This is a genomic window from Erythrobacter sp. W36, from assembly GCF_057364935.1.
This window is the reverse complement of the sequence record NZ_CP200281.1, coordinates 139,476-164,332: the sequence shown is the minus strand read 5'-3', so window position 1 is coordinate 164,332 and position 24,857 is coordinate 139,476. Positions and strand designations below refer to the sequence as shown.

25 protein-coding genes and 3 pseudogenes are annotated in these 24,857 nt (G+C 58.8%); 18 read left to right on the top strand and 10 right to left on the bottom strand.

Annotation, left to right across the window (positions count from 1 at the left end):
• Positions 1-120 precede the first annotated feature (120 nt).
• On the bottom strand, positions 121-288 hold the full coding sequence (locus tag AC0V6U_RS00745; RefSeq protein WP_472639584.1) for a YdcH family protein: 168 nt from the start codon (positions 286-288) through the stop codon (positions 121-123).
• Positions 289-609: 321 nt separating this feature from the next.
• On the opposite strand from AC0V6U_RS00745, the gene AC0V6U_RS00740 reads away from it, so the two are divergent.
• Together AC0V6U_RS00740 and AC0V6U_RS00735 are read left to right on the top strand one after the other, a co-directional pair.
• The gene (locus AC0V6U_RS00740; RefSeq protein ID WP_472644333.1) at positions 610-819 is read left to right on the top strand and encodes a YdcH family protein; all 210 of its coding nucleotides are present in this window, start codon (positions 610-612) and stop codon (positions 817-819) included.
• A gap of 130 nt (positions 820-949) precedes the next feature.
• Positions 950-1,411 carry a DUF1465 family protein gene (locus AC0V6U_RS00735; RefSeq protein ID WP_472644332.1) on the top strand — a complete coding sequence of 154 codons (462 nt, stop codon included), beginning with the start codon at positions 950-952 and terminating at the stop codon, positions 1,409-1,411.
• Between the two features lie 38 nt (positions 1,412-1,449).
• Here AC0V6U_RS00735 and glpK read toward each other — a convergent pair.
• Positions 1,450-2,921: pseudogene (gene glpK, locus AC0V6U_RS00730) on the bottom strand (glycerol kinase GlpK).
• 165 nt (positions 2,922-3,086) lie between these two features.
• On the opposite strand from glpK, the gene AC0V6U_RS00725 reads away from it, so the two are divergent.
• The gene (locus AC0V6U_RS00725; protein WP_472644331.1) at positions 3,087-3,959 is read left to right on the top strand and encodes an MBL fold metallo-hydrolase; all 873 of its coding nucleotides are present in this window, start codon (positions 3,087-3,089) and stop codon (positions 3,957-3,959) included.
• A gap of 88 nt (positions 3,960-4,047) precedes the next feature.
• Positions 4,048-5,050 (top strand): annotated as a pseudogene (nadA, locus tag AC0V6U_RS00720) (quinolinate synthase NadA).
• A 452-nt stretch (positions 5,051-5,502) separates the two neighbouring features.
• On the opposite strand, the gene AC0V6U_RS00715 reads toward nadA, so the two are convergent.
• Together AC0V6U_RS00715 and AC0V6U_RS00710 are read right to left on the bottom strand one after the other, a co-directional pair.
• Positions 5,503-5,796 carry a GIY-YIG nuclease family protein gene (locus tag AC0V6U_RS00715; protein ID WP_472644330.1) on the bottom strand — a complete coding sequence of 98 codons (294 nt, stop codon included), beginning with the start codon at positions 5,794-5,796 and terminating at the stop codon, positions 5,503-5,505.
• Entirely contained in the window at positions 5,793-6,737 is a 945-nt protein-coding gene (locus AC0V6U_RS00710) for a DMT family transporter (RefSeq protein ID WP_472644329.1), read from the bottom strand. The genes AC0V6U_RS00715 and AC0V6U_RS00710 overlap by 4 nt, the downstream gene beginning before the upstream one ends.
• 67 nt (positions 6,738-6,804) lie before the next feature.
• Between AC0V6U_RS00710 and AC0V6U_RS00705 the strand changes: the two genes are divergently transcribed.
• Positions 6,805-7,923 (top strand): alkene reductase, encoded by a 1,119-nt coding sequence (locus AC0V6U_RS00705; RefSeq protein ID WP_472644328.1) that lies wholly within the window; start codon positions 6,805-6,807, stop codon positions 7,921-7,923.
• On the opposite strand, the gene AC0V6U_RS00700 is transcribed toward AC0V6U_RS00705, so the two are convergent.
• Both AC0V6U_RS00700 and lipB read right to left on the bottom strand, forming a co-directional pair.
• Positions 7,924-8,277, bottom strand: coding sequence for a hypothetical protein (locus AC0V6U_RS00700; RefSeq protein WP_472644327.1), 354 nt, complete (start codon positions 8,275-8,277; stop codon positions 7,924-7,926). It lies immediately after the preceding gene.
• The gene (gene lipB / locus AC0V6U_RS00695) at positions 8,274-8,984 is read right to left on the bottom strand and encodes a lipoyl(octanoyl) transferase LipB (protein ID WP_472644326.1); all 711 of its coding nucleotides are present in this window, start codon (positions 8,982-8,984) and stop codon (positions 8,274-8,276) included. The genes AC0V6U_RS00700 and lipB overlap by 4 nt, the downstream gene beginning before the upstream one ends.
• Before the next feature lie 64 nt (positions 8,985-9,048).
• Between lipB and AC0V6U_RS00690 the strand changes: the two genes are divergently transcribed.
• Together AC0V6U_RS00690 and AC0V6U_RS00685 are read left to right on the top strand one after the other, a co-directional pair.
• A complete protein-coding gene (locus AC0V6U_RS00690; protein WP_472644325.1) occupies positions 9,049-9,237 on the top strand; it encodes a hypothetical protein in 189 nt (62 codons plus the stop codon).
• Positions 9,237-9,893, top strand: coding sequence for a DUF7847 domain-containing protein (locus AC0V6U_RS00685; protein WP_472645675.1), 657 nt, complete (start codon positions 9,237-9,239; stop codon positions 9,891-9,893). Before AC0V6U_RS00690 ends, AC0V6U_RS00685 begins: the two co-directional genes overlap by 1 nt.
• Before the next feature lie 31 nt (positions 9,894-9,924).
• On the opposite strand, the gene AC0V6U_RS00680 is transcribed toward AC0V6U_RS00685, so the two are convergent.
• Positions 9,925-10,557 carry a class I SAM-dependent methyltransferase gene (locus AC0V6U_RS00680; RefSeq protein ID WP_472644324.1) on the bottom strand — a complete coding sequence of 211 codons (633 nt, stop codon included), beginning with the start codon at positions 10,555-10,557 and terminating at the stop codon, positions 9,925-9,927.
• Between the two features lie 115 nt (positions 10,558-10,672).
• On the opposite strand from AC0V6U_RS00680, the gene AC0V6U_RS00675 reads away from it, so the two are divergent.
• Positions 10,673-12,052 carry an MFS transporter gene (locus AC0V6U_RS00675; protein WP_472644323.1) on the top strand — a complete coding sequence of 460 codons (1,380 nt, stop codon included), beginning with the start codon at positions 10,673-10,675 and terminating at the stop codon, positions 12,050-12,052.
• Here the strand turns inward: AC0V6U_RS00675 and AC0V6U_RS00670 are convergent.
• Positions 12,049-12,393, bottom strand: coding sequence for an arsenate reductase family protein (locus tag AC0V6U_RS00670; RefSeq protein ID WP_472644322.1), 345 nt, complete (start codon positions 12,391-12,393; stop codon positions 12,049-12,051). The two genes, AC0V6U_RS00675 and AC0V6U_RS00670, sit on opposite strands and share 4 nt — an antisense overlap.
• A 176-nt stretch (positions 12,394-12,569) precedes the next feature.
• Between AC0V6U_RS00670 and AC0V6U_RS00665 the strand changes: the two genes are divergently transcribed.
• Together AC0V6U_RS00665 and AC0V6U_RS00660 are read left to right on the top strand one after the other, a co-directional pair.
• Entirely contained in the window at positions 12,570-13,736 is a 1,167-nt protein-coding gene (locus AC0V6U_RS00665) for a TonB-dependent receptor (protein ID WP_472644321.1), read from the top strand.
• A complete protein-coding gene (locus tag AC0V6U_RS00660; protein ID WP_472644320.1) occupies positions 13,729-14,718 on the top strand; it encodes a TonB-dependent receptor in 990 nt (329 codons plus the stop codon). The genes AC0V6U_RS00665 and AC0V6U_RS00660 overlap by 8 nt, the downstream gene beginning before the upstream one ends.
• A 41-nt stretch (positions 14,719-14,759) precedes the next feature.
• On the opposite strand, the gene AC0V6U_RS00655 is transcribed toward AC0V6U_RS00660, so the two are convergent.
• Both AC0V6U_RS00655 and AC0V6U_RS00650 read right to left on the bottom strand, forming a co-directional pair.
• A complete protein-coding gene (locus AC0V6U_RS00655; protein ID WP_472644319.1) occupies positions 14,760-15,362 on the bottom strand; it encodes a (2Fe-2S)-binding protein in 603 nt (200 codons plus the stop codon).
• Between the two features lie 34 nt (positions 15,363-15,396).
• On the bottom strand, positions 15,397-16,161 hold the full coding sequence (locus AC0V6U_RS00650) for a class II aldolase/adducin family protein (protein WP_472639596.1): 765 nt from the start codon (positions 16,159-16,161) through the stop codon (positions 15,397-15,399).
• A gap of 146 nt (positions 16,162-16,307) precedes the next feature.
• On the opposite strand from AC0V6U_RS00650, the gene AC0V6U_RS00645 reads away from it, so the two are divergent.
• The 8 genes and pseudogenes from AC0V6U_RS00645 to AC0V6U_RS00610 all read left to right on the top strand — a co-directional run bounded on the left by AC0V6U_RS00645 (position 16,308) and on the right by AC0V6U_RS00610 (position 24,802).
• On the top strand, positions 16,308-17,189 hold the full coding sequence (locus AC0V6U_RS00645) for an MATE family efflux transporter (protein ID WP_472644318.1): 882 nt from the start codon (positions 16,308-16,310) through the stop codon (positions 17,187-17,189).
• On the top strand, positions 17,173-17,688 hold the full coding sequence (locus AC0V6U_RS00640; RefSeq protein WP_472644317.1) for an MATE family efflux transporter: 516 nt from the start codon (positions 17,173-17,175) through the stop codon (positions 17,686-17,688). Before AC0V6U_RS00645 ends, AC0V6U_RS00640 begins: the two co-directional genes overlap by 17 nt.
• Before the next feature lie 85 nt (positions 17,689-17,773).
• The gene (locus tag AC0V6U_RS00635; RefSeq protein ID WP_472644316.1) at positions 17,774-20,206 is read left to right on the top strand and encodes a chemotaxis protein CheA; all 2,433 of its coding nucleotides are present in this window, start codon (positions 17,774-17,776) and stop codon (positions 20,204-20,206) included.
• Positions 20,203-20,643: a chemotaxis protein CheW gene (locus tag AC0V6U_RS00630; protein WP_472644315.1), complete on the top strand. Its 441-nt coding sequence runs from the start codon at positions 20,203-20,205 to the stop codon at positions 20,641-20,643. The genes AC0V6U_RS00635 and AC0V6U_RS00630 overlap by 4 nt, the downstream gene beginning before the upstream one ends.
• Positions 20,644-20,697: 54 nt before the next feature.
• Positions 20,698-21,054 (top strand): annotated as a pseudogene (locus tag AC0V6U_RS00625) (response regulator); the annotation flags it as partial.
• 90 nt (positions 21,055-21,144) lie between these two features.
• On the top strand, positions 21,145-22,203 hold the full coding sequence (gene cheB / locus AC0V6U_RS00620) for a chemotaxis-specific protein-glutamate methyltransferase CheB (protein WP_472645674.1): 1,059 nt from the start codon (positions 21,145-21,147) through the stop codon (positions 22,201-22,203).
• On the top strand, positions 22,194-23,048 hold the full coding sequence (locus AC0V6U_RS00615) for a CheR family methyltransferase (protein ID WP_472644314.1): 855 nt from the start codon (positions 22,194-22,196) through the stop codon (positions 23,046-23,048). The genes cheB and AC0V6U_RS00615 overlap by 10 nt, the downstream gene beginning before the upstream one ends.
• Before the next feature lie 191 nt (positions 23,049-23,239).
• The gene (locus AC0V6U_RS00610) at positions 23,240-24,802 is read left to right on the top strand and encodes a putative bifunctional diguanylate cyclase/phosphodiesterase (RefSeq protein ID WP_486169337.1); all 1,563 of its coding nucleotides are present in this window, start codon (positions 23,240-23,242) and stop codon (positions 24,800-24,802) included.
• Positions 24,803-24,857 lie beyond the last annotated feature (55 nt).

Here is a 24,857-nt window from a genome sequence, read left to right as displayed (position 1 = left end):
CACCGCTCCTAACTAGGCAATGGCGCCTGCAAAAGCAAAGCCGCCACCAAGTGAATTTGTATTCACAATGGCGGCTTTGATTGCGGGCGCGGATTTACGTGCTGTGCGACCAGATCGAAGTTAGATGCGCTGGATCTCTTCCTTCAAACGCAATTTGCGCTTTTTTAGCGCTTGAATAGTGGCAGCATCAGGCACGGGCCGGTTCATCTCGTCGCGCAATTGGGCCTCTAGCCCAGCGTGCTTTGTTTCAAGCGCGTTGACGTGGGATAATCCTGCAAACGATGCCATAAATGATCTCCATCATGATGAGGTTCAAAAACCCCTGTTGGAGCGACTCGTCTGCGTGCGGACGAACCGCCGAGGGACATAGAACCATAAGATCGCTGGATTGCAAAGCGGTACATTAAGGCCATTGCGTGGCACGTGGCTGGCATCAGGCAGATGCCCTCGGGAAAGTGCCATTTCCGCTGAACTGCCATCGCATTCGTACTTAGGCGGAACGCTTAGAGCAGAAGTTTATTTGATAGGCTTATTGGTATCTTTGCGCGGATCGGCATAATGCGCACAAAGAGCAATGCATAAGAACCCATAAGAGAGTGATGCACCCGCATGAATCAGGCTGAACTTGAAAAGCGGCTGACCTTATTGGTGTCGGAGCACCGCGATCTGGACGTCGCGATTGATGCCCTGACAGAGGCGGGGCAGAAAAGCGGCTCAGTTGATCAATTGCAGATCGCGCGGCTGAAGAAGCGCAAATTGCGGCTGAAGGATCAGATCGCTCTGATCGAAGATCGCCTGCTGCCCGATATTATTGCGTAAGGCGCACAGCAATTCGCGGAAATCTGCGCCGCTTTGTGTCTCAGCGCGGGACGGTTTGTACTTTAACCCAGATATTCTGGTTACCAAGCTGGCGGCACTTTCGCATCGAGCCTAGCAATCTGGGCCAGATATGACCCGCACAACCAATCTCTCTCGCCCGATTATTGAGGCCCTTTATTCCGAAGCCCTAGTGCTGGCGGATGATGTCCGCGCGGTCTTCGCGCTTGGCACTAAAGAGCCGGGCATGGGCGAGAATGACGAAGTGCGTCTGGCCCTTTCTATTGAAGGGCTGAAGACGACCACACGCATGATGCATGTGCTCGCTTGGCTGCTCAACCAGCGCGCCTATTTCTCCGGCGAGCTGACCGAGAACCAGGTTCGCCGCCACGGTGAACTGCCCGGTGACCGCGACAGTGATGCATCGCAATTGGCCAAGCTGGAGCCGGAAACCCGCGAGCTGATCGAGGAAACTGTGAAGCTGCACGGACGGATCGCCCGGCTTGATGAAGCATGGCGCAAAGACTTTGAAGTGGCCTCGCCCGCACGCGCGTTTCAAGACAAGATTGGCCGTGCCTTTGGGCGTTTCGGGTAGAGGTTTTCTCGGCGCTGGCTGCCTATGGCATCACAAAACTAAGCCGCCGCCAGCGCTTTCTTCCAACGGGCCAAGCGGTCTTCACGCACATCGTCGGACATTGCTAGGCGTAAAGCTGCTCAACGTCCCGCGCATAGCCTGCGCTGCCGCTGAGAGGTCGCTGTGCATCCCTGCCCCAGCCGCCGCTAGCATCGCTGCGCCCAGCGCGGTTGTCTCGACGAATTCGGGCCGCTCAACAGTAATATTCAGCACATCGGCCAGGTCCTGAGCCATCCAGTCATTGGCGCTCATCCCGCCATCGATCCGCAAGGTGCCCCAGCCGGTGCCATCCTTGGCAAAGGCCGATGCGAGGTCATGCGTTTGATGCGCCATCGCCTCCAAAGCCGCCCTCGCCAATTCCGCCTTGCCGCTCGCAAAGCTCAGCCCAGAGATCAGCCCGCGCGCCTCCGCCCGCCAATGCGGCGCGCCAAGCCCAGCGAGCGCCGGGACAATCGTGACCCCGCCGGTGTCTGAAATGCTGCGCGCCAACTCTTCTGTTTGGCTGGCAACATCGACAATGCCGAGCGAGATCCCTCAGCCATTGGACGAGAGAACCAGCCACAAAGACCGAGCCTTCAATCGCATAAGTCCGCTGTCCGCCAATCTGCGTCAGAACAGTGCCGAGCAGGCGGTTTTGCGAGCGCGGGATCTGCGGGCCTTGATTGGTCAGCACAAATGCGCCGGTGCCGTAAGTCGCCTTGGTCTCGCCCGGTGAGAGGCAGGCCTGGCCAATCGTCGCCGCTTGTTGATCGCCGACCATGCCAGTGATCGGAATTGCGCGGCCAAAGATGCCGGGCGAGGTCTCAGCCAAGGCGCCAGACATATCGACCACCTCTGGCAGAGCGGAATGCGGCACGCCCAGCAATTCGCACAGCCCCGAATCAAATTGCGCGCCATCCAGTTCGAGCAGCAGCGTGCGGCTCGCATTGCTGGCATCTGAGATATGGAGGCCCGCCGCCAGCTTAAACGTCAGCCAGCTCTCGATCGTGCCAAAAGCCAAAGTGCCCTTATCGGCCGCGGCGCGCACCTCGGCCGATTTGTCCATCAGCCAGCGCATTTTCGTGCCGGAGAAATAGGGATCGAGCAGCAAGCCGGTGCGCCTTTGCACATCCGCCTCATGTCCCTGCGCGCGCAGACCCACACAGAAAGAATCCGTCCGGCGGTCCTGCCATACAATCGCGCGCGCCAGCGGTTCGCCGGTACCTTTGTCCCACGCAACCACGGTCTCACGCTGATTGGTGATGCCGATACAGGCGATGCGCTCTGCCCCGCCAGCTTTCTCGATCACGGTGCGCGCGCAGGCCAATGTCTTGTCCCAAATCTCCGCCGCATCATGCTCAACCCAGCCTGCCTGCGGGTAATGCTGCGTCAATTCTTCCTGAGCGCTGCCATGAAATGCGCCCGCCGCATCGAACAGCATCGCGCGGGTCGAGGTGGTGCCTTCATCTAGGACAAGGATGTAATCGGACATGGAATTCCCTACTGAATTGGCCGGAGCCACCCGCTCCCTCCACCCTTCCACCCGGATGGTATCCCGGTAGGCTCCGGGTGGAAGGGTGGAGGGAGCGGGTGGCTCTGGCACGAAACAAACAACTGCCGCGTGACATGTGCCATTCTCCCATCCATATGCAAGTGCATGACCGGACTCCCTGAAAAACCCTGGCCCACGGGCACCGCAGAACAGCTCGATCCGCTGATCCGCCGGGTGCTTGCGCCCAATCCATCGCCTTATACCTACACTGGCACGCAGAGTTATGTGGTCGGCGCAGGCGATGACGTGGCGGTGATCGATCCCGGGCCGAACGAGCCTGCGCATATCGACGCCATTCTGGCGACCGTGGGTGATGCGAAAATTGCCGCGATCATGTGCACCCATACGCACCGCGATCACTCGCCTGCCGCTGCGCCTTTGGCTGAGCGCACGGGAGCGCCGATTGTTGGCTGCGCGCCGCTGGTGCTGAAATCGGATCGCCCGCGCGCCGACGAATCCTTCGATACCACCTATGCGCCTGACCGGGTTCTGGAAGACGGCGAGCAGATGACCGGCACGGGCTGGACGCTCACCGCCGTGCACACGCCGGGCCATACCTCCAACCATCTCTGCTTTGCGCTGGAAGAAAGCAAAGCGCTGTTCACCGGCGATCATGTGATGGGCTGGTCAACCAGCGTCGTCATCCCGCCCGATGGTGACATGGGCGAATATATGAAAAGTCTGGAGCGGCTGATGGGGCGCGATGACGCGGTTTATCACGCAGCTCACGGCGCCGCTATCACCAAGCCTCAGCAGCTGGTGCGCGGGATGATCGGCCACCGCCGCCAGCGCGAAAACCAAATCTTGCGCCTGATGGGCGAGGCCGCCCGGCCAATCCCAGAGTTCATTCCGGCGATGTACAAAGGGCTGGATGAGCGGTTGATCCCAGCGGCGGAAATGAGCGTCGAGGCGCATCTCATTGATCTGGAAAAACGCGGGCTTGCCGCCCAGGACGCGGGCGTATGGCGCACGATCTGAGCTGGGCCTAAGCCACCAATTCTGCTCGATTTCGCCGCATTTCGCGCCTATATGACTCAAGCAACAGAATTTCATGGGATCTGATTTTATGACCGCCCCAACCAAAGTGCCCTCTGGCAAAGACTTGCTGGCTGAAATTGATCGCCTGCGCAAAGAACGCAATGCGGTGATCCTGGCGCATTATTATCAGACGCCCGATATTCAGGACATCGCCGACTATGTCGGGGACTCGCTCCAGCTCAGCCAGATGGCGGCGGAGACGGACGCAGATGTCATCGCTTTTTGCGGCGTGAAGTTTATGGCCGACACTGCGAAAATCCTCTCACCAGAGAAGATCGTCGTGCTGCCTGATATGGATGCCGGATGCAGTCTGGAAGACAGCTGTCCGCCTGAGAAGTTCAAAGCTTTCCGCGAGGCGCATCCCGATCACATCGCGCTGACCTACATCAATTGCTCGACCGAGGTGAAAGCGCTCTCGGACATCATCGTCACCAGCTCCAGCGCGGAAACGATCCTGCAGCAGATCCCGGAAGAGCAGAAGATCATCTTTGGCCCGGACCGCCACCTTGGCGGCTATCTGGCGCGCAAGTTCAATCGCGAAATGCTGCTGTGGCCGGGCGTGTGCATCGTGCACGAGGCATTCAGCGAGACAGAGCTGCTCAAGCTAAAAGAACAGCACCCCGATGCGCCAATCGCCGCGCACCCGGAATGCCCGCCAACGATTGTCGATCATGCGGACTACGTCGGCTCAACCAGCGGCATTTTGAAATTTGCAAAAGAGTTTGAAGGCGACACGCTGATCGTTGCGACTGAGCCGCACATCATCCACCAGATGGAAAAGGCTCTGCCGGAAAAGAACTTCATCGGCGCGCCGGGTGCGGACGGAAACTGCTCCTGCAATATTTGCCCCTACATGGCGCTCAACACGATGGAGAAGCTCTATGTCGCACTGCGCGATCTGGAGCCGCAAATCGTGATTGAGGAAGACCTGCGCTTGAAAGCGAAGGAAAGCCTCGACCGGATGCTTGGCATGGCCGAGCGGCACGGTGGGCCTAGGCGATCTGGGCAAGGTCGCGTTCACGGCGGATTGAGTTCGTGCGTCGGGCGGCAAGGCTCTCACTTAAGATAGGCCTAGTCCTTTCGCTCGCCGCCTTCTTCCTTGGCTTGGGCGCAGTGTTGAACGTCAGGGCTGCGATCTCCCAAGGAGCGCTAGAACAGCCAATATATTCGTGCATTGATGAACCCCACAGCTCACGCCCCGCAGATCTTGTTGACCGCGCATTCGTGCGAGCAATTCAGAACACGTTCCCGGATCAGATTGTCAGCAACGAATGGCGACTGCGGAGCGGTACCGCGTACCTTGGGATCGTGCTGGGGTTCGGTGAACGGCGGCGGCGAGATATGATCCTGCCGCTTTTGGAAAAACTCCCGGTCTGCGAGTGAGTGCGTTAGATGCCCTGGATGCCAGCGTACGCTGGCATGACGTGATTTTGAAATTGGTCCCCTAAATCGTCACCCCAGCGAAAGCTGGGGTCTAGAGCGGTCACCCGAGCAGCTTCAGGTAGAGATCATCCCAAGACGGGTTCTGCTCCTCGATTGCCTCAATCTTCCATGACCGTTTCCAAGCCTTCATCGCTTTCTCGCGCGCAATAGCCTCTTCTATCGACGGATATTCCTCAACGTAGACCAACCGCGTACAGCGATATTTCGATGTGAACTCGCCACCTTTGCCTGCCCGGTGTTGATTGATACGAGTGGGCAAATCGGCAGTGACACCAGTGTACAGCACGCCGTAGCGCTTGTTGGTCATGATGTAGACGTGTCCGCCGCGCTTCATTTGCTTTGTTCGCTCGCTTGCGCCTGAGACCCCAGCTCTCGCTGGGGTGACGAAGTTTGTGCTGCCCGCGCCACCACCAAAGCGCTCCCCACAAGCACCATTCCAAGCAGATCGAGCGGCGTCAGCACTTCACTGAACACGCTGTATCCGATCAGCGCCGCGACCGCGGGCTGGGTCAGCAGCGCCAGCCCGATGATCAGCGGCGGGAAGTGGCCTAGCGAATAGACCAGCAGGCCCTGCCCGATCAGCTGGCTGCTCACAAACAGGATTAGGATCGGTGTCCAATCGGTCGGCCACACTGGCTCACCCAGCGCCAGTGCGAGCGCGAGCAGTACTGGGCAGGCAAACACGCTGACCCACACCAGCAGGCTCCACGATCCAAACCGCGCCCGTTCACCCTGCAAGGTGATCAGGTAAATCGCGTAAAGCAGCCCTGCGGCGAGGCAAAACAGATCGCCGAGAAAGGTTGAGGTCGAAATCTCCAGACTGCGCCCCAGCAGGATCGCCGCACCGGTGAGAGCGCACACAATCGCGAGCCATTCAAATCCGCGCGGCAACATGCGCGCCATGACAAAGCCGGAAAACAGCAGGATGATCGACCCGGCATTGCCAAACAGGGTCGCATTGCCCAGCCGGGTGAGCCCAATCCCAATATGCCAGCTCGCCAGATCCAGCGCGAATGCGGTCGCGCCCAAAGCCACCAGCACCATAGTCTTGCGCGGCATCCCGCCCAGCCGCTGGCCGCTCATCCGGGCAAACAGGACCAGAAATGGCAGAGCTAGAAACAGGCGCCAGAACCCCGCGCTCACCGGCCCGGTGTCCGCCAGACGTACAAGCCAGGGCCCGGTCGCAAGGGCGATATTGCCGCCCAGCAAAGCCGCCAGCAGCAGCGCGGCTCTCGCATCGAACAGCTGTTTTTGAGGCGCCCCAGCGTTTTCCATGCTTGCGCCCTAGCCCGCAATTCCCCAAGTGCTCAAATACAAAAGATTGCAAATGAGGACCAACCCTATGCACGATGCTCTCTTCCAGCCGCTCACAATGGGCGCGCTTGAGGCCAAGAACCGTATCTTTATGGCGCCGCTCACACGCGGACGCGCGGCTGAACCGATGTTTGTGCCGAACGCCTTGATGGGCACATATTATCGCCAGCGCAGCGGTGCCGGCATGATCCTGACCGAGGCAACCGGAATCAGTGTAGAGGGCCTGGGCTGGCCATCAGCGCCCGGTATCTGGACGGACGAGCAGACCGAAGCATGGAAGCCAATCGTTGAGGGCGTGCACGAAGAAGGCGGCATGATCGTGATGCAGCTGTGGCATATGGGCCGGATCGTCCACCCTTATTTCCTCGATGGAAATCCGCCGCTTTCCGCCAGCGCAACAACCGCGCCTGGCGAAGCGCACACGCCGATTGGCAAGCAGCCTTATGCAGAAGCTCGCGCGGCCACGCTCGACGATATCAAGCGCACGATTGATGATTATCACCGCGCCGCTGAGAACGCGAAGAAGGCCGGATTTGATGGCGTGCAATTGCACGGTGCCAATGGCTATTTCATCGACCAATTCCTGCGCGACAAGACGAACTTGCGCACTGATGAATATGGCGGCTCGCCGGAAAATCGCACCCGCTTGATGCGCGAAGTACTGGAGGCGCTGATCGATGTGTGGGGCGCAGACCGGGTTGGCATTCGCCTGTCACCCAATGGCGATTCTCAAGGCACCGATGACAGCAATCCTGAGGCAACCTTTGGCGCGGCGGCGAAGGTCTGCAATGATCTGGACCTCGCCTTCGTTGAGCTGCGCCAACCGGGGCCCGATGGCACCTTTGGCCAGACGGATGTGCCTCAGCAGGATCCATTGTTCCGCGAGCACTACAAAGGTCCGCTGATCCTAAACTCCGATTATAGCGCCGAGGAAGCCGATGCCGACGTGACTAGCGGTCGCTGCGATGCCGTCAGCTTTGGCCGCCCGTACATCTCCAACCCTGATCTGGAAAAACGGATTGCAGTTGGCGCGCATTTCAACCCGAACACCAATGTGCCCAAGAGCTGGTACTTCCCAATTGCGGAAGGCTACACCGACTATCCAACCTTAGAAGAAGAACAGGGACGCGCGGAAAACGCGGCCTGATTACTCGCCTGCGTCCTCTTCAGGCGCGGGTTCAGTAGGCGTTTCCGGGGCCGGAGCATCTGCGGGTGCTTCGGCCTCTGCCGTTTCAGCCTCGTCGTCCCCAGAATCTTCGCTCGCGTCACTCGTATCGCCGCCCGATGAACTAGGCGCCCCGCTGGCACGCGGGGCGAGCGGCGATTGCGAACGCACTTCCTCCAGCGGCAGCATATCGTCGCTGATCGATCCGCCCAGCACGTCGCCGGTGGCCTCTGCCACCTCTTCGCCGCTGCTCGCCTCTGGCGCGGCATCATCGCCGCACGCCGCCAGTGCCAAGGCAAGCGGCGCAAGCATGCCCGCGCGGATGGGAGTTATCATGATGCGCATCTTCGTGCTTCGGCCTTATCGAGTGTTTCCAAAAACTCGCCAGCATGGGCGATCAGCGCCTCGTCCCATTTGGCGGGAGAAATGTCGAGGCCCAAGCGTGATAGGCTGGTGACGCCGTATTCATCGATCCCGCATGGGACGATCCCGGTGAAATGGCTGAGGTCCGGATCAAGGTTGACGGAAAAGCCGTGCATCGTGACCCAGCGCCGCACGCGCACGCCAATCGCGCCGATCTTTGCCTCGCGCCCATCGACATCCTTGGTCCAGATGCCGACCCGGCCATCGACCGCCCAACTCTCCACCCCGAACCCGCGCAAGGCGGCAATCACCCAGCCCTCCAGCGCATGGACAAAGCAGCGCACGTCTTTGCCGCGCTGGTTCAGATCAAGCATGACATAGCCGACCCGCTGCCCGGGACCGTGATAAGTGTAGCGGCCGCCGCGCCCGGCCTTGACGACCTCAAATCGCGGATCGAGCAGCTCGTCATCTGCCGCGCTGGTCCCTGCGGTGTAGACCGGGGGATGTTCGAGCAGCCAGACCTGCTCGCGCGCATTTCCCTCCGCAATCGCCTGGTTGCGCGCCTCCATCTCAGCCAAGGCCTCTGTGTAAGGCACTTGGCGATCCTCACGCCGCCAATCGATCGCGGTGATCGATGATGCGGGCAAGGTATCTGGTGATGTCTTGGCGGCGGCGGTCATATGGTGATTGCTTGGGGGCATCGAGTGCGCTTATCAAGAGCGAAATTATGTAGGGGAAGTACACGTGAAGCTGGATATGGGCCAAGCCTGGACGCATGCAACCTCGATGCTGGGCGCCAATCGCGAATTGGTGATCATCATCGCTGGCCTGTTTCTGTTTCTGCCGCAATTCGCGCTTGCCGTGTTTGTACCAGAGGCGGTGAACCCAGCGCCGCCGCTGCGGCGGGTGATCCTGGCGATGTTCAAGCGGTGATGGATGCGACCATGGGCGCGATGACGGCGCAGTACAGCAAATATGGCTGGCTGTTCCTGGGCATCACCCTGTTCCAAACGCTCGGCACGCTTGCGCTGCTCACCCTGCTGACCGACACATCCAGGCCCACGGTGGGAGAGGCGATTAAGCTCGGCGCGCGCGGATTACTGCCTTATATTGGTGCAGCAATTATCATGGCGCTCGGCGCTGCGGTCGTCATCGGTGTGCCTATCGGATTGCTGAGCACGCTTGGCGGTCCAGCGGTGGCTATCGCTGTTCTAATCGCATTCCCATTGATCATTTATATCGCGATCAAATTCTCGCTTTACACTGCCGTCATCGCGATTGAGCGTGAGTACAATCCGATCAACGCACTGAAGCGCTCTTGGCAGCTGACTAAGGGCAACAGCTTTCGCTTGCTGCTCTTCCTGTTCCTGCTGTTCCTCGCTTTTGGCGTTGTGTCACTGGTTCTGACCTTGGTCACGGGCACGATCTTTGCCGCTCTGGGCGGAACGATTGAGCAGATCGGAAATGGGTTTATCGCGGCGCTGATGAGCGCTGTTCTGGGCGCAGTATTCCTGGCTGTGTTTGCGGCAATCCACGCGCAATTGTCTGGCGAACAAGCCGGCAAGAATGTCCAGGACGTCTTCGAGTAAGGCCTGAGCAGCGGGCTTCGCGCCTGAGTTCTTAGTCCTTAGGCTCTTTCCAAGCCCAATAGAGCTTGCACGGCAGGATATTGAGCCACTCAAAGCCCGCATCAATGCGTTCAAAGAACTTCGCTGATTCGTCGCGCACGGCTGAGCTAAATTGATAGGCCAGGAATGCACCGCCCGGCTTGATGACTTTGTACGTTGCCTCAGCGATTTTTGTCGCGACGCCAGCGGGCAGAGTTGAAAACGGCAGGCCTGACAGGACATAATCCGCATCCGACAGGCCAAGCTCAGCCAAGTGTTGCTCCACATGCTCCGCCGAACCAAGCACCGCGTGAAAGCGCGGATCGCGGATCGTCTTGGTCAGATAATCAATATAGAGCGGATTGGTGTCGATCACGACCAGCGCGGCGTCTCCGCGCAGCCGGTCCAGCACCGGGCGGCAGAACGTGCCGATGCCCGGGCCGTATTCCACGAACACTTCGCATTTGCCCCAATCCACCGGCTCCAGCATTTTGCGCACGGTAAAACGCGAAGATGGGATGATCGAGCCGACCATCCGGGGATGCTCCACGAACCCGCGGAAAAACACCGCGCATTGCGCTCCGTGACGCTGCCAGCGTGCGCGCCAACCGCCGCGGCTGCCAATTGCCAAATCTTCAGATTGCATCGAGTGGACCTATCGTCGCTTATGATCGGGGAGCAAACACATTACGCTGATCCGCCTTGCAGAGGCGCTAACCAATTGCAAGCCGAGGCGCGCTGGCCTAGCGCAGCAGCGACCGATGGCCGATGCAGAACCCGATCTTGAACCCCAGCGCCCCAGCGCGCTGAACAATGCCAGCAGCGGCGCGGGGCAAAGTTCCATCTCGCGCGGCCGCATGACATTGCTGTTCACTGTGATGCTGGTGACGGCGGCGGGCAACACAGCGATGCAATCGGTGATGCCCTCGATTGGCACCGCGCTTCAGGTCAATGACGTCTGGATCAGCCTCGCCTACAGCTGGTCGGCGCTGCTGTGGGTGGTGTGCGCGCCGATCTGGGCGCGCCGATCGGACAAGCGTGGGCGCAAATCCATGATGGCGCTCGGCCTTACCGGTTTTGTCGTGTCGATGGTCCTTTGCGGAGCGGCTCTATGGGCGGGCCTCGCAGGGTTTATGACAGCCTTTTGGACTTTGATTGCCTTTGCTGCGGCGCGCAGCCTGTTTGGCGGTTTCGGCAGCGCCGCACCACCAGCCGTGCAGGCCTATGTCGCATCGCGCACGCCGCGAGCCGAGCGCACCAATGCGCTCTCACTGATCGCCTCCAGCTTTGGTTTAGGGACAGTGATTGGGCCGGTGCTGGCCCCGCTGATGGTCGTGACATTCCTGGGTATCGGGCTGGTCGGCCCATTCCTTGGTTTCGCCTTGCTAGGCCTCGCCGCACTGGTGCTGCTGCGGCTCTACCTGCCCAATGACGTGCCGCAATTTGCCGCACGCGGGCAGGCCGCCTCCTATTCCAGCGGATCTGAAGGCCTGGAAGTTGATGAGGGCGATGATAAAGCAAATGCTCAGCCCGCCACTCCCGCACGCTTGAAGTGGACAGATGCGCGGGTGCGCCCATGGGTGTTTGCCGGGCTAATCGGCGGCCATGCCCATGCCATGATCATGGGCATCACCGGGTTCTTGGTGCTCGATCGGTTGAACCTGCGCGGCGATCCTGAACAAGGCGCAACCTATGTCAGCCTGGTGCTCGCCTTTGGCGCGGTGGCGACATTGCTCGCGCAATGGGGACTTATCCCGCGCTTTAAAATGGGACCGCGCGTCGCGACTCTATCGGGCGTGCTCGTGGCCGCGTTTGGTACCGCCATTCTGGGGGCAACGAGCGAGCTGTTCGGCCTGTCGCTTGGCTATGCCATCGCCTCATTGGGTTTTGGATTGTTCCGTCCGGGCACAACAGCGGGCACGTCTTTGGCCGTGACGCGGGCCGAACAGGGGCAGGCATCGGGCATTGTCGCCAGTGTCGCAGGCGCGAGCTTTATCTACGCTCCCGCGCTTGGCGTATGGCTCTATGGCCTCAACGATTGGCTCGGCTTTGGACTGGTGATCGTTCTGTGCCTGATCGTCGCAATCCTAGGCTGGCGCGGCCTGCAATCCGACGCCAAGCTCACCGGCAAAGAAGCTTAGAGAATCTCGCGGACCACGTCCTGCGGACGGCACAGCCGCACGCCCTTCTCGGTCTCAACCAGAGGGCGCTCCAGCAAGGACGAATCCGCCGCCATCGCATCAAGCACTGTGTCCGCATCGGCATCCGGCAGGCCGCGTTCCGCCGCATCTGTCCCGCGCAGCCGCAGTCCCTGCTGAGGCGAAATGCCCGCGTCCTTGTACAGCTGAGCCAGCTTTTCACGGGTCGGCGCATCTTTCAGATAGAGCACAACATTGAGGTCAATGCCGTCCTGTTCTTCCAGAATAGCCAGGGTTTTGCGCGAGGTGCCGCATTTCGGATTGTGCCAGATGGTCGCTTTCATAGGTGCCGTTCCGCTTGAGCTTGAGTGAGTGTTTCAGGCGCCAGATAACCGATTGCGCGCACAAAAACCACACTTGCAATAAATAGTATTGCGAATCACTTTCAATTAACTTGCAAATGCGAACGGCTTGCAATAACAATCTCCGCATCACTCCTTGGACGGAAAGATTTGCACCTATGAACACTCGCCTCTCCCGCGCTGCTCTGCTGCTCAGCAGCGCATGTTTCGCCTTCCCAGCGATGGCCGAAACGGCTGATGATGCAGGTGGGGCAGACGCTTCTGAAGGTTCGCAAATCATCGTCACCGGGCAAGTGCTCTACAGCGACCGGGTCAATTCGGTGAAGACGCCAACACCGGTCATCGATGTCCCGCAATCCCTATCAATCGTAACCTCTGAGCAGATCACTCAGCAGGGTTTTGACAGCATTGATGACATCGTCCTCTACACACCGGGCGTCACCAGCTCACAAGGTGAAGGGCACCGCGATGCCGTGGTCTTTCGCGGAGTGCGCTCAACAGCGGACTTCTATGTCGATGGCGTGCGCGACGACGTGCAATATTATCGCGGGCTCTACAATCTGGAGCAAGTTGAGATCCTGCGCGGCCCCAATGCCCTGCTGTTTGGGCGCGGCGGCACTGGCGGCATCATCAACCGGGTGACCAAGAAGGGCGTGATTGGCGAACAATTTGTCGCCTATCAGGGCTCTATCGATACGTTCGGCGCATTCTCCGGTCAGGTGGATGTAAACCTAGCGACTAGTGAAAACACTGCGCTACGGATCAATGCTGCTTACGAAGATCTCAACAACCACCGAGATTTCTTCGATGGGGAGCGGATTGGCTTTAACCCGACATTCCGCGCGCAAATCAGCCCATCGACTGTGATTGATCTGTCCTACGAATATATCAATCACGAGCGCTTCATTGATCGCGGCATCCCTTCTGATGAGAACGGCAATCCAGTCCGGGCGCTACAGGCTGTCACCTTTGGCGATCCGGACAACAATTTCACCACGCTTGAAGCACACGTGCTGCGCGCGTCAGTTCAGCATGACTTTTCCGAGAACCTAAAGGGCAATTTCACCGCCTCTTACGGCGATTATGACAAGGTCTATTCGAACTTCTTCCCGGTTGGTTTTGACAGCGCGGCCAATGTCGTGACCCTCGATGGCTATATCGACACCACCCAGCGCGAGAACTTCATTCTCTCCGGCAACCTGATCGGTGAATTTGATACGGGCAGCGTCGGCCACACGGTCATCGTCGGCGGCGAATATATCGACACCAAGAACGACAACGACCGCTTCAATTCGTTCTTTGACACAGCGGACGCAGATGGCTAAGCGCACGGACCAAGAGAACTTCCTTGCCGTCCGCCCAATTGCCCTGCGCGGCAATGTCGGCACCATCGCAGATGGCCGCACGACAACCAACAGCTTCGCCACCAGCCTCAACGACGACACCGAAGCCGACGTGGAGGTGTTTTCGCTCTACATTCAGGACGAGATTGAACTCACCAGCTGGCTCAATGTCGTGCTGGGTGCGCGCTTTGACAGCTTTGAAATCACCGTCGACAATATTGAGACCTTCATCGATACCGGCGTGCGCGATATCCGCAGCCGCAAGGATGAAGAAATCTCGCCCCGCCTTGGCGTCATCATAAAGCCGCAGGACAATATCTCGATTTACGGCAGCTTTAGCGAGAGCTTCCAGCCGCGCTCTGGCGAGCAATTTGCCGACATCAATCCGCCAGACGATGCGCTTGACCCCAACACGTTCCAAAATCTGGAGCTGGGCCTGAAATGGGATTTCGATACAAACTTCAGCCTGACCGCCGCGATCTTTGAGGTTGAGCAAACCTCCCCTCAGGTGGCCGACAATGATCCGGGCACCCTCGATGTGATAGAAACGCGCGTCCAAGGGTTCGAGGCCCAGCTGAGGGGACAGGTGACCGATTGGTGGTTCGTGTCCGCCGGCTACAGCTATCTCGATGGCGAGCAGGCCAATGGCGCATTGCGCCCGCGCGAATTGCCTGAAAACGCCTTTTCAGTCTGGAACAATTTTCAGCCGACTGATCGCTTTGGATTGGGGCTCGGCCTCACCTACCAAGACGACAGCTTTGCCGACAATGGCAACACAGTCACCTTGCCGAGCTACGCCCGCGTCGACCTTGCCGCCTATTACGATGTGTCTGACCGGATGCGCGTGCAGGTGAATATCGAGAACCTGTTTGACGAGGACTATTTCCCCAACGCGCACACCGCCGACAACATCACTGTAGGCGCGCCGCTAAACGCGCGCTTCACGATCAGCGGACGGTTCTAGGAGTACTGCGAGCGGCCTTGCCGATTAAGCCCGGCAGGCCGCTATTCCTCTGGCGGCGAAGTTTCTTCCGGATTTGGCGCGGGCGCAGCAGCCGCGCCTAGGCCGCCGTTGCCAACTCTCAGAGCGGGCACGTTTTCCGCCGCATCGGCTGAGCTGATCCCAGGCGCGGGCGCTGCGCTAATGCTCTCTTGCCTGCGGACCACCCGCCCTGCGCGCTCAACTGCGCGGATTAGGCGCGGATAGACACCGCAGCGGCAAATGTTGGGAATGGCTGCTTCGATTTCCTGCTTGCTCGGCGCCGGGTTGCGCTGAATGAGCGCCGCCGCAGCAATAACAATGCCCGGCGTGCAATAGCCGCATTGAATCGCTTGCTCCGCCACCATCGCCTGCTGAACGGGGTGGGAGCGGTCGCGCGACAGCCCCTCAATCGTAGTAATAAAGCGGCCTTCCGCCTCAGCAATCGTGATCAAGCACGAACGCAGCGCCGCCCCATCGACCAGCACCATACACGCCCCAACGCATGAGCCGCCGCCGCAGCTTTTCGTACCCGTGAGGTTCGCCGCCTCGCGCAGCGCGTAAAGCAGCGGAGTATCTGGATCCATGTCGAATTCGACTGGACGATCATTGACTGTCATGCGCGGCATCAGCGCATCCTAACCAGACGGACCTGCTCGAAAATCAATCGCGCCAGGACGTATCGATCCGGTCAATCTTGCGTTTCCACGCCTCGAAATCGAACACGCCAGCACCGCCTTGGCTTTGCATCACAGAGATATCGCGCTGGTGCACATCGACAACCTCTTGCGGGACAATATTGGGATTGCCCATGCCGAGCGTCGCGACCTGAATTTCGCAGGCACGCTGCAGCGCCCACATCTTCACGAACATGCCCTGGATGGTCTTGTCCATCACAACCGGGCCGTGATTGCGCAGCATCAAGATCGTATGATCGCCGAGGTTTTCGACCAGGCGCTCTCCCTCTTCTTCGCGAACCGTCACGCCTTCAAAATCGTGGTAGCCAATCTGACCTTGGAAATTGCAGGCGTAGAAATTGGTCGGCATCAGGCCGTCCTTGTGGCTGCACACGGCCATAGTCGCAGTGGTGTGCACGTGGCAGATCGCGTCGGCGCGAGCGCCCAAATGCTTATGAAAATAGGCGTGCTGGGTGAACCCAGCCTTGTTGACCATATATTGCGATTGGCCGACATTGTTGCCTTCAACATCGATCTTCACGAGGTTCGATGCAGTCACTTCATCATACAGCAGGCCGAAGGGATTGATGAGGAAGGTGTCTTCCTCGCCCGGCACTTTAATCGAAATGTGGTTGTAGATGGATTCGCCCCAGCCCAGATGGTCGAATATCCGGTAACACGCAGCGAGATCGAGGCGTGCCTGCCACTCTTCTTTGCTGCATTCGATACTCGGTTTCAGCTGGGTCGCCATTGGGCTCGCTCCTCAATACAATTTGTCGTTCGGTGCACTTATCGCATGATTGCCGCGCACGGTACAAGCATTTCACCGATCAGCGCCGCACTTTAGCGGCATTTCGCTTTGCCAAGCGGCGGCGGCCCAGCTAGTCGCGGTGAAAGATGAGCAATTCCGACCAGCCGCAATCGGCCGAGCCCAAAAAGGTATCGGCCAAACTCGCCAGCGGCTCCATTCCCGGCCATTTGATATCGCAGACCATGCCAATGGTGATTGGCGTGGCGGCGATCATGTCGATTGGCCTGGTGGATTCATACTTCATCGGTCAGCTGGGCAGCGCAGAGCTCGCCGCAATTGCTTTCGTCTTCCCCATATCTGTCGCGCTCAGCAGCCTTGGCGTCGGCGTAATGGTCGGGATCAACTCAGTGGTCGCAAGGGCGCTGGGAGAAGGCAATCATGACAAAGCATTGAGGCGGGCCAATTTTGGTGTGCTGTTCGCGATCGGCACTGGCCTTGCAATTGGGCTGACCCTGTTCGCGATCCTCGATCCGCTGTTCAAGCTGATGAATGCTCAGGCTGAACTGCTACCAATCATCAAGATCTATATGCAGCCCTTCGCCCTCGGCTTCCCGCTGATCGTGATCATTATGGGGCTGAACGGCGTGCTGCGCGGCCAAGGTGAGGCGCGCAAGACCAGCTACGTCTCGGTCACCTATGCGGCGGCCAATTGGGTGCTCGACCCCATCTTGATCACTGGCGCATTCGGGTTCGAGGGCTATGGGATCATCGGCGCAGCCTATGCGACGATCATTGGCTGGGCGATTGGCCTGATGATGGCGCTTTATCTGCTGTCGCGCACGCAATTGCCGTTTAGTCCTTCGCAGCTGCGCGGCGGCGCGAAAATTGAACCGATGCTGGCGATGTTGCGCGTGGGCGTGCCCGCGGCATGTTCCAATGCGATCAACCCGATTGGGCTCTCGATCCTCACTGCTCTGATTGCTGCTGAGGGCCAAGCCGCTGTTGCGGGCTTTGGCGCGGCGGGCTAAGCTGCAGAGCTTTGCAGTGGTGCCGCTGCTCGCGCTGTCGGGATCCATCGGTTCGATTGTCGGGCAGAATTGGGGCGCGCAGCAATTCGATAGGGCGCGCGAGGCGGCTCTTTATGCGGGCGGTTTCTGCATAATCTGGGGTCTGACGCTGGCCATCGCCATGGTTTCAGCCGGGGAATGGTTCGCCGATTTCTTCACCGAAGACCCGGCGGTGATCGCTGAGTTCGCGCTTTATCTTCAGATTGCCGCCTGGGGCTATGCCGGGTTTGGATTGCTGATCGTTGCCAATGGCATTTTGAACGCGGTCGACAAGGCAAGTTTTGCTCTGTTCCAGTCGGTTGCGCGCGTGTTCCTGATCATGCTGCCGGTGGCATTCGTGCTCCAGGCTGGCTGGGGCAGTGCCGCCATCTACACCGCCGAACTGGCCGCAAACCTGTTTGGCGCGGTCAGCGCTTGCCTGATCATCACCTTCATTTTGCGCCGCGCACGCACCGGCTGACACGCACAAAACATCGCTTTGGTGACCGTTCGTTAACCATCGTGGGCCATAGAGACCTCTGGAAACAATTAGGGGCAATGGCGTCATGGATGACCTGCTGGCGGATTTCGTCGCAGAAACCCGGGAAATGTTGGAGGCTAGCGAAGGCGAGATCATCGCCTGGGAAGCCGATCCAACAGATCGCGCGCGTTTGGATACGATTTTTCGGTTCGTGCACACGGTGAAGGGCAATTGCGGCTTCTTCGATTTTCCGCGCTTGGCAAGCTTAAGCCACGCCGCCGAAGACGCCCTGTCCGATTGCCGCGCTGGACGGCGCGAAGCCGACAGCGCTCTGGTGAGCGCGGTTCTGGCTGTGATCGACCGGATCGTGGAAATGGTCGACATTATCGAGGCTGGCGATGAAATCCCTGAAGGCAGCGATGACGCCCTGATCGCCGCATTGGGCGAGAACAGCGATCTTGCCGCAGGCGAGATTGACGGTCTGTCAGACCTTGTTGGCGCCGTGGAAGAAGTTGCCGCCGCCATCGAAAATGCAGAAGACGGCGCAGTCGAAGATGCTGCAGAGGGCCAAGAGGCGCCTCGTGCTGTGTCGCAAAATGCGGGCGTTCAACGCTCCATCCGCTTGCCAGTTGACCTGCTCGACCGCGTGATGAGCGGCGTTTCCGACATGGTTCTGGCCCGCAATGATCTGGCCCACCGCCTGCGTCAGGCTGGCAACCAGCCAACCATTGATGGCCCGTTTGAGCGCCTAACCACCATTCTTTCCGATGTTCGCGATGCCATCACCCGGATGCGCATGCAGCGGATTGAAACGCTTTACACCGCCCTGCCCCGCTTGGTCCGCGATCTGTCGGCTGACCTTGGCAAGCAGGTGCTAATCGATCTGGAAGGCGGCGACGTTGAACTCGACCGCGAGATGATCGAGACCGTCCGCGATCCGCTGACGCATATTATCCGCAACGCAATCGATCACGGGATCGAAGAGCCGAGCAGCCGTCTGTCAAAAGGCAAGCGCGAGATTGGCATCCTGTCGATCTCTGCACGCCAGTCCGGCAATACCATTTCAATCGTGGTCAGCGATGACGGCGATGGCCTCAATGAAGAGCGCATTGCCGCCGAGGCGGTTTCTGTTGGTCTAATCACTGCAGCTGAGCGCGCTTCGATGAGCCGCGACAAAATCCTGCAGCTAGTGTTCGAGCCCGGTTTCTCCACCGCCGAAACGGTCAGCAATGTCTCAGGCCGCGGCGTTGGCCTTGATGTCGTTCGCGACAATCTGGAGCGCGTGGGAGGCTCAATCAGCGTCTCTAGCACGCCTGGCGTCGGCTCGATGTTCACCCTTAAGGTGCCATTGACGCTCAGCATTATCGCTGGCCTCACGGTTGAAGTCGGTGACCAGCGTTTTGCGATCCCGCAAAGCTATATCGAAGAAATCATCGACTCGACCTCGAAGTCGCTCGATTTCACGCGCGTTGGTGAGACCGCTCTGATCACCTTCCGTGGCAACCGTATCCCGTGCCTATCACTGGCAGAAGTGCTCGGATTGCCGAGCACCGACATCGCCGAGGGTGAGCACACCATGGTGCTGCTGCGCCTCGCAAGCGGTGATCTGTTCGCCCTGGCGATCGATCGCATTCACCACCACGGTGACCTTGTCGTCAAACCACTGGCCCCGGCGGTTATGAATTGCGGCGTCTATGCCGGTTCAACCCTGCTGGATGACGGACAACCGATCCTGCTGCTCGATGTAACAAACGTGGCGGCTGAACACGGTCTGGTCTCTGATGCTCGCACCCGCGTGCTTCAGGCAGCTAACCAGCAAGATCAAGACACCGACGAGGCGCTCAGCCGCGCCATGCTGTTCACCGATTACGACGGCCGCAAGCGTGCGGTTCGCCTGGAATTGGTCCAGCGGATTGAAACCGCCAAGGCGGAAGACATCGACATTTCGCCAGATGGCAAACGCGCCGTTATCGACGGGGTCATCCTGCCGCTGGTCGGTCTGCCTGAAGGTCAAAAACCAACCGGCAAGATCCGCTTCTTGCGACTGTCGGATGAAACCTGCGAGCTGCTGTATGCAGTGCGCGAGGTCGACGACGCCATTGAGCTGCAAAACGCGCTCAAGCCGGTCGACGATGATCCGCTGGTCGAGGCCCTCACTCTGGTCGATGGTCAGACGATTGCGCTCATCGATGGGCATGAAATCTTTGCCCGCTATGGCGAGCCGCCAGAGCTCACCAGCAAGCCAACCTGTCATCTGCCGGACAGTGACTGGGCGCGCACAATCCTTGGCCCGCTCGTCAGCGCCGCTGGCTATGAAGTCGTCAGCGGATCAGACGAGGCAGGCGATATTGCGATTGTCCTCGATGATAGCGAGCCAGACACAAGCTTGACCGAGGGCGAGTTCATTCGCCTTCGCAGTCAGCCAGATGCAGCCAATAATGATGGCTCAATCTACCGCTATGACCGCGATGGATTGGTCGACGCGCTGCGCCGCGCACGCGCAGGAGGTACACGATGAACGATTTGATGGTCATGGTCGAAATTGCTAGCCGCCGCTGCGCGCTGAACGCGCATGATGTATCCTCTGTGATAGAGCTTGGTGTGGTCACTCCGGTGCCGCGCACCGCCGATTTTATCGCTGGGATCACCGCCATGCGCAGCCAATCGCTGACCGTGATTGATTGCCGCCGTGCTCTCGGCTTGGATCCAGACAAATTTCCAACCGACCACCGCGGCGCGGTCGTTACCATCGCCAACCATTCCTACGCGCTGATGGTCGACCGGATCGACGATATTAACACCGCCACATCGGAAGTTGAGAATGTCAGCGGCGGGTTCGGACCAGAATGGTCGCGGATCACCACTGGGATGGTCGAAACTTCAACCGGCCCAGCATTGCTGATTGATCTTGCTCTGCTCATCGCAGGTCCAGAATCTCTCGAAGCTGCGGCTTAAGACAAAACTTACGGGTGAAGCGTAAGCAACATCGAAGGAACAACAGGGGTCCTTATGAAAACGTGCCTGATAGTTGACGATTCACGAGTAATCCGAAAGGTTTCAAGACATATTCTTGAGACCCTTGGATTCGTCGTGGACGAGGCAGAAAACGGCCAGATGGGGCTTGATCGCTGTGATGAGCAAATGCCAGATGTGGTGCTGCTCGATTGGAACATGCCAGTTATGACTGGTATTGAATTCATCACACAGCTGCGCAAGCGCCCGGACGGTGACAAACCAAAGGTGGTATTCTGCACCACCGAAAATGATGTCGCGCACATCCGCGAGGCAATCCAAGCTGGCGCTGACGAATATGTCATGAAGCCGTTTGATCACGAAACTCTTCAGATCAAACTGCAGCTGGTTGGATTCTGCGTGAGCGCACATTCGCCCATATCCAAACGCCCTTTGCGCAGGACACCGCCAGGCAATGGCTCTGGCAACGCCCCTGTCGAAGTGATGATTGTTGACGATTCACTGACGGTTCGCACCGTTTTCAAGCGGATGGTCGAAAGTGACCAGGCGATGTCGATCGTCGGCACTGCGAGCAGCGCTGAACGCGCGATCGCTCAGCTAAAAACGACCCATGCTGATGTGATTTTGCTCGACCTGGAAATGCCAGGAATGGGCGGGCTTGATGCCCTGCCAGAAATTCTCAAGACCGCCAAAGACACGCAAGTCTTGGTCGTGTCTTCGCTGACCCAAGACGGCGCAGAGCACACCATGGCCGCCCTTTCGATGGGCGCAGCCGACACGATGCTCAAACCGCGCCCAGGCGGCTTTAACGATGAATATCGCGAGCAATTGCTCAGCAAGATCAAAGCGCTGGGCAGCCATGAAGGTGAAAGCACCGACGCCGCGTCTGCCAAAGCTGCTGCTAAGGAGCCCGCCAAACGCAAAGTTGCGCCTGCGAAAAAGCGCCCGGAGCTGCTCGCTATTGGAGCTTCAACCGGCGGCATTCACGCGCTTAATCTGTTGCTCCGCGATTTGCCGACGACTTTTGACCTGCCGATCCTGATCACTCAGCATCTGCCAGCATCCTTCATCCCGGTGTTCGCACGCCAAATTGAGGTCGCATGCGGCCGCAAGACGATTGTCGCTGAAGAAGGCACCGTCATCACACCAGGCGAAATTGCTGTCGCACCGGGTCATGGCCACATGACACTGCGCCGCCGCGGCGACCGCTTGATCACTAAGACATCCAGCGCCCCGGCGCGAAGCGGTTGTATGCCGTCTGTCGACCCGATGCTGGAGAGTATTGCGGAAGTCTGCGAAGGTCAGGCTTTGGCCATCATATTGTCCGGCATGGGCCGTGACGGTGCGCAAGGCGCCGAAACCCTTCACAAGAATGGCGGCGTTGTCTTTGCACAAGACGCGGACACCAGCGCTGTTTGGGGAATGCCGGGTGCCGTTACCAAAGCTGGCCTGACTAGCCTGGTCGGAACGCCGGAAGAACTGCGCGAGGCGATGATCGCTCTTGCTGGCCCAGCGCGCGTGGATGCTACGGCATGGAAGTGAGCGAAGCCTCCCACCAGATTATCGCGGACCTTTTGGCCTCGCATACCGGGCAGCACCTGACCGAAAGCCGCAGATGGCGGGTCGGAACGGCTTTGTCTGGCGTGTTCCGCGAACATGGGATCAGCAATATCGATCAATTGGTTTGCCTGCTGGCGGACCGGGGCCAGGAAAGCCTGGCCCAAAGCGTGGTCGAGGCGCTGCTCAACAACGAAACCTATTTCTACCGGGACAAGCCGACTTTCGATCAGCTGCCCGAGAGCGTTCTGCCAGAACTGGCGGAAAAACGCGCAGGCACCAAACGCCTGTCTATCTGGAGCGCTGGCTGTTCAACCGGGCAAGAAGTGCACTCAATCGCTATGATGTTTGCTGAGCAAGCGGCGCGCTGGCACGATTGGACGATCGAAATTCTGGGAACAGACATTTCGCACAGCGCCATCGCAACCGCTCGCAGCGGCAGCTACACGCAGTTCGAAGTCCAGCGCGGCCTCAGCGTCGCGCAAATGCTGCGCCATTTTGACGAGACCAGCACCGGCTGGCAGCTTCACGATGATGTGCTCGCCTACACCCGCTTCCAGCAGCACAATGTGCTGAAAGAACCGCCAAGTCGCCAGAGCTTTGACTTGGTTTTGTGCCGCAATGTGCTGCTGTATTTTGATCCGGTTACGCGTCAAGCCGCCTTTGAACGCCTGCGCAGCGCGCTCTCGCCAGACGGTTTCTTGATGCTTGGCGCGGGTGAAACCGTGGTCGGCCAAACCGATGCCTTTGCGCCTATTTCAGGCCGCGCGAGCATTTACAGCCCGGTCCACGCAGCACCGCAAGCCGTGCGCATGACCGCAGCGGGCTAAAGCCTCTCTGCATTGATTACCAAGCCGGGTGCACAATTTCGCATTTTGGCCAAAAATTCGTGAATTAAGATGGGTAAAAGCACGACTTTTCAATAGCTTCGATAAAATGCAATTTACCCTTCTTTAGTTAATTCCCCTTAGCAACGACATTCGCAAAATAGCGCCGTAGAGCGCAAGACGGGGAATTTTTGGTGCTAAACAAATTGACAACTTTGCGGCTCACGCCGTCTACGATGGTGATTGCGCCATTCGTAATTTTGTCACTTATCTTTGGCGCTATCTCACTCATCGTCATCGCCAGCGATAATATCGCGTTCCGTTCTCCCTCCAGCCTTCTGGTCGCTGGGATCCTCGTATACGCTGCGACCATCTTCTTGCTCAGCCGCCTTGGCCTCATGCAGGCCCGCGAGCTGGAGGCGATGACCACAACCGACACGCTGAGCCAGCTGCCAAACCGGCGCGCCCTGCACCAAGATATCGACGATGCGCTACGCACACCGACAGAGGTCGCGGTCGCCATCATCGACTTGGACAGCTTCAAGCAGGTCAACGACCATTTCGGTCATGCCGTCGGCGATCAACTGATCCAGAAGTGCTCTGACATTTTGCGCTCTGCTAGCGAGCCAGAGGCGCGCTGCTATCGTCTAAGCGGCGACGAATTCGCAATCCTCATGGTCGGCGAAGTCGCTGGCACCATTCTGGAGGGCATGTCGCGCACCGTTCTGGAGCAATTGGCGAAACCATTGGCAATCGGCGAGCGCCGCATTCCGGTTGGAGCCAGCATTGGCCTGGCCCGCTGCACTGGCGATGATCCGGTTGAATCCTCAGAGCTTATGCGCCGCAGCGATGTCGCGATGTTCATGTCCAAACGCGGCGGTAAAATGCGCTGCACTTGGTTCAATGAGAACTTTGACCGCCGCCGCGAAGCTGTGCGTGAGCTCGACGAAGGGCTGCGCAAAGCGCTCGCCGAAGGCGAGTTTGCGTTGGCCTACCAACCCTTAGTCGATGCCGACAATGGCAAGATCGTAGCGGTGGAATCGCTCCTACGCTGGAACCGTCCAGACGGGGAAAATATCGGCCCGAACGTGTTCATCCCGGTCGCCGAGGAATCCGGCCTGATCAATGCGATTGGCCTTTGGGTGCTGCGCCAGGCTGTCACTGACGCCTTGCCGTGGGGCGAGATCAAGCTGTCTGTGAACATTTCAGCAGCGCAATTGCGCAACCCTGAATTCCCGATCCAATTGGGGCAAATTCTTGAGGAAAGCGGCTTCCCGCCGCAGCGCCTCGAGCTTGAAATCACCGAGACCTGCCTTGTGCTTGACCCAATCGTCGCTGAGCGGACGCTCGATGTGATCCGCGGCTTTGGCGTCAACGTCGCGCTTGATGATTTCGGTACAGGCTATGCGTCGATCGGTTTCTTGCGCCAGTTCCGATTTGAGAAGCTGAAGCTCGACCGTAGCCTGGTAGTCCAAGCAGGCGATGATGAAGGCAGCCGCGCAATGATGCTCTCCAGCATCGCTGTCGCCCGCGCTCTGAAGATGGAAGTGACCGCCGAAGGTGTCGAGACAACAGCGCAAGCTGATTTGGTCCGCACGGCTGACTGCGATCAGATCCAAGGCTGGCTCTATTTTAAGGCCATGCCAGCTGGCGAAATTGCTGGGTTGCTTACTGCTCCTGCCGAAGGTGTTGAAGAGGCAGCCGAATTCGATGATGAGGCTGCAGCGCAAATACCACTGCGCAAAATTGCACAGTGATAGTTTAGCTTTACTGTGAAATACTCAAATCGATCTGAGTTTATTCACTCCAAGA

Bases quoted from the DNA above. Each gene is read 5' to 3' on its own strand.
- AC0V6U_RS00615 (WP_472644314.1), top strand. From the start codon at position 22,194: ATGGAAGTGAGCGAAGCCTCCCACCAGATTATCGCGGACCTTTTGGCC.
- AC0V6U_RS00635 (WP_472644316.1), top strand. From the start codon at position 17,774: ATGGATGACCTGCTGGCGGATTTCGTCGCAGAAACCCGGGAAATGTTG.
- AC0V6U_RS00630 (WP_472644315.1), top strand. From the start codon at position 20,203: ATGAACGATTTGATGGTCATGGTCGAAATTGCTAGCCGCCGCTGCGCG.
- AC0V6U_RS00655 (WP_472644319.1), bottom strand. From the start codon at position 15,362: ATGCCGCGCATGACAGTCAATGATCGTCCAGTCGAATTCGACATGGAT.
- AC0V6U_RS00700 (WP_472644327.1), bottom strand. From the start codon at position 8,277: ATGATAACTCCCATCCGCGCGGGCATGCTTGCGCCGCTTGCCTTGGCA.
- AC0V6U_RS00670 (WP_472644322.1), bottom strand. From the start codon at position 12,393: ATGAAAGCGACCATCTGGCACAATCCGAAATGCGGCACCTCGCGCAAA.
- AC0V6U_RS00665 (WP_472644321.1), top strand. From the start codon at position 12,570: ATGAACACTCGCCTCTCCCGCGCTGCTCTGCTGCTCAGCAGCGCATGT.
- AC0V6U_RS00680 (WP_472644324.1), bottom strand. From the start codon at position 10,557: ATGCAATCTGAAGATTTGGCAATTGGCAGCCGCGGCGGTTGGCGCGCA.
- AC0V6U_RS00710 (WP_472644329.1), bottom strand. From the start codon at position 6,737: ATGGAAAACGCTGGGGCGCCTCAAAAACAGCTGTTCGATGCGAGAGCC.
- AC0V6U_RS00715 (WP_472644330.1), bottom strand. From the start codon at position 5,796: ATGAAGCGCGGCGGACACGTCTACATCATGACCAACAAGCGCTACGGC.
- cheB (WP_472645674.1), top strand. From the start codon at position 21,145: ATGATTGTTGACGATTCACTGACGGTTCGCACCGTTTTCAAGCGGATG.
- AC0V6U_RS00675 (WP_472644323.1), top strand. From the start codon at position 10,673: ATGGCCGATGCAGAACCCGATCTTGAACCCCAGCGCCCCAGCGCGCTG.
- AC0V6U_RS00650 (WP_472639596.1), bottom strand. From the start codon at position 16,161: ATGGCGACCCAGCTGAAACCGAGTATCGAATGCAGCAAAGAAGAGTGG.
- AC0V6U_RS00725 (WP_472644331.1), top strand. From the start codon at position 3,087: ATGACCGGACTCCCTGAAAAACCCTGGCCCACGGGCACCGCAGAACAG.
- AC0V6U_RS00660 (WP_472644320.1), top strand. From the start codon at position 13,729: ATGGCTAAGCGCACGGACCAAGAGAACTTCCTTGCCGTCCGCCCAATT.
- lipB (WP_472644326.1), bottom strand. From the start codon at position 8,984: ATGACCGCCGCCGCCAAGACATCACCAGATACCTTGCCCGCATCATCG.
- AC0V6U_RS00645 (WP_472644318.1), top strand. From the start codon at position 16,308: ATGAGCAATTCCGACCAGCCGCAATCGGCCGAGCCCAAAAAGGTATCG.
- AC0V6U_RS00735 (WP_472644332.1), top strand. From the start codon at position 950: ATGACCCGCACAACCAATCTCTCTCGCCCGATTATTGAGGCCCTTTAT.
- AC0V6U_RS00745 (WP_472639584.1), bottom strand. From the start codon at position 288: ATGGCATCGTTTGCAGGATTATCCCACGTCAACGCGCTTGAAACAAAG.
- AC0V6U_RS00705 (WP_472644328.1), top strand. From the start codon at position 6,805: ATGCACGATGCTCTCTTCCAGCCGCTCACAATGGGCGCGCTTGAGGCC.
- AC0V6U_RS00685 (WP_472645675.1), top strand. From the start codon at position 9,237: ATGGATGCGACCATGGGCGCGATGACGGCGCAGTACAGCAAATATGGC.
- AC0V6U_RS00740 (WP_472644333.1), top strand. From the start codon at position 610: ATGAATCAGGCTGAACTTGAAAAGCGGCTGACCTTATTGGTGTCGGAG.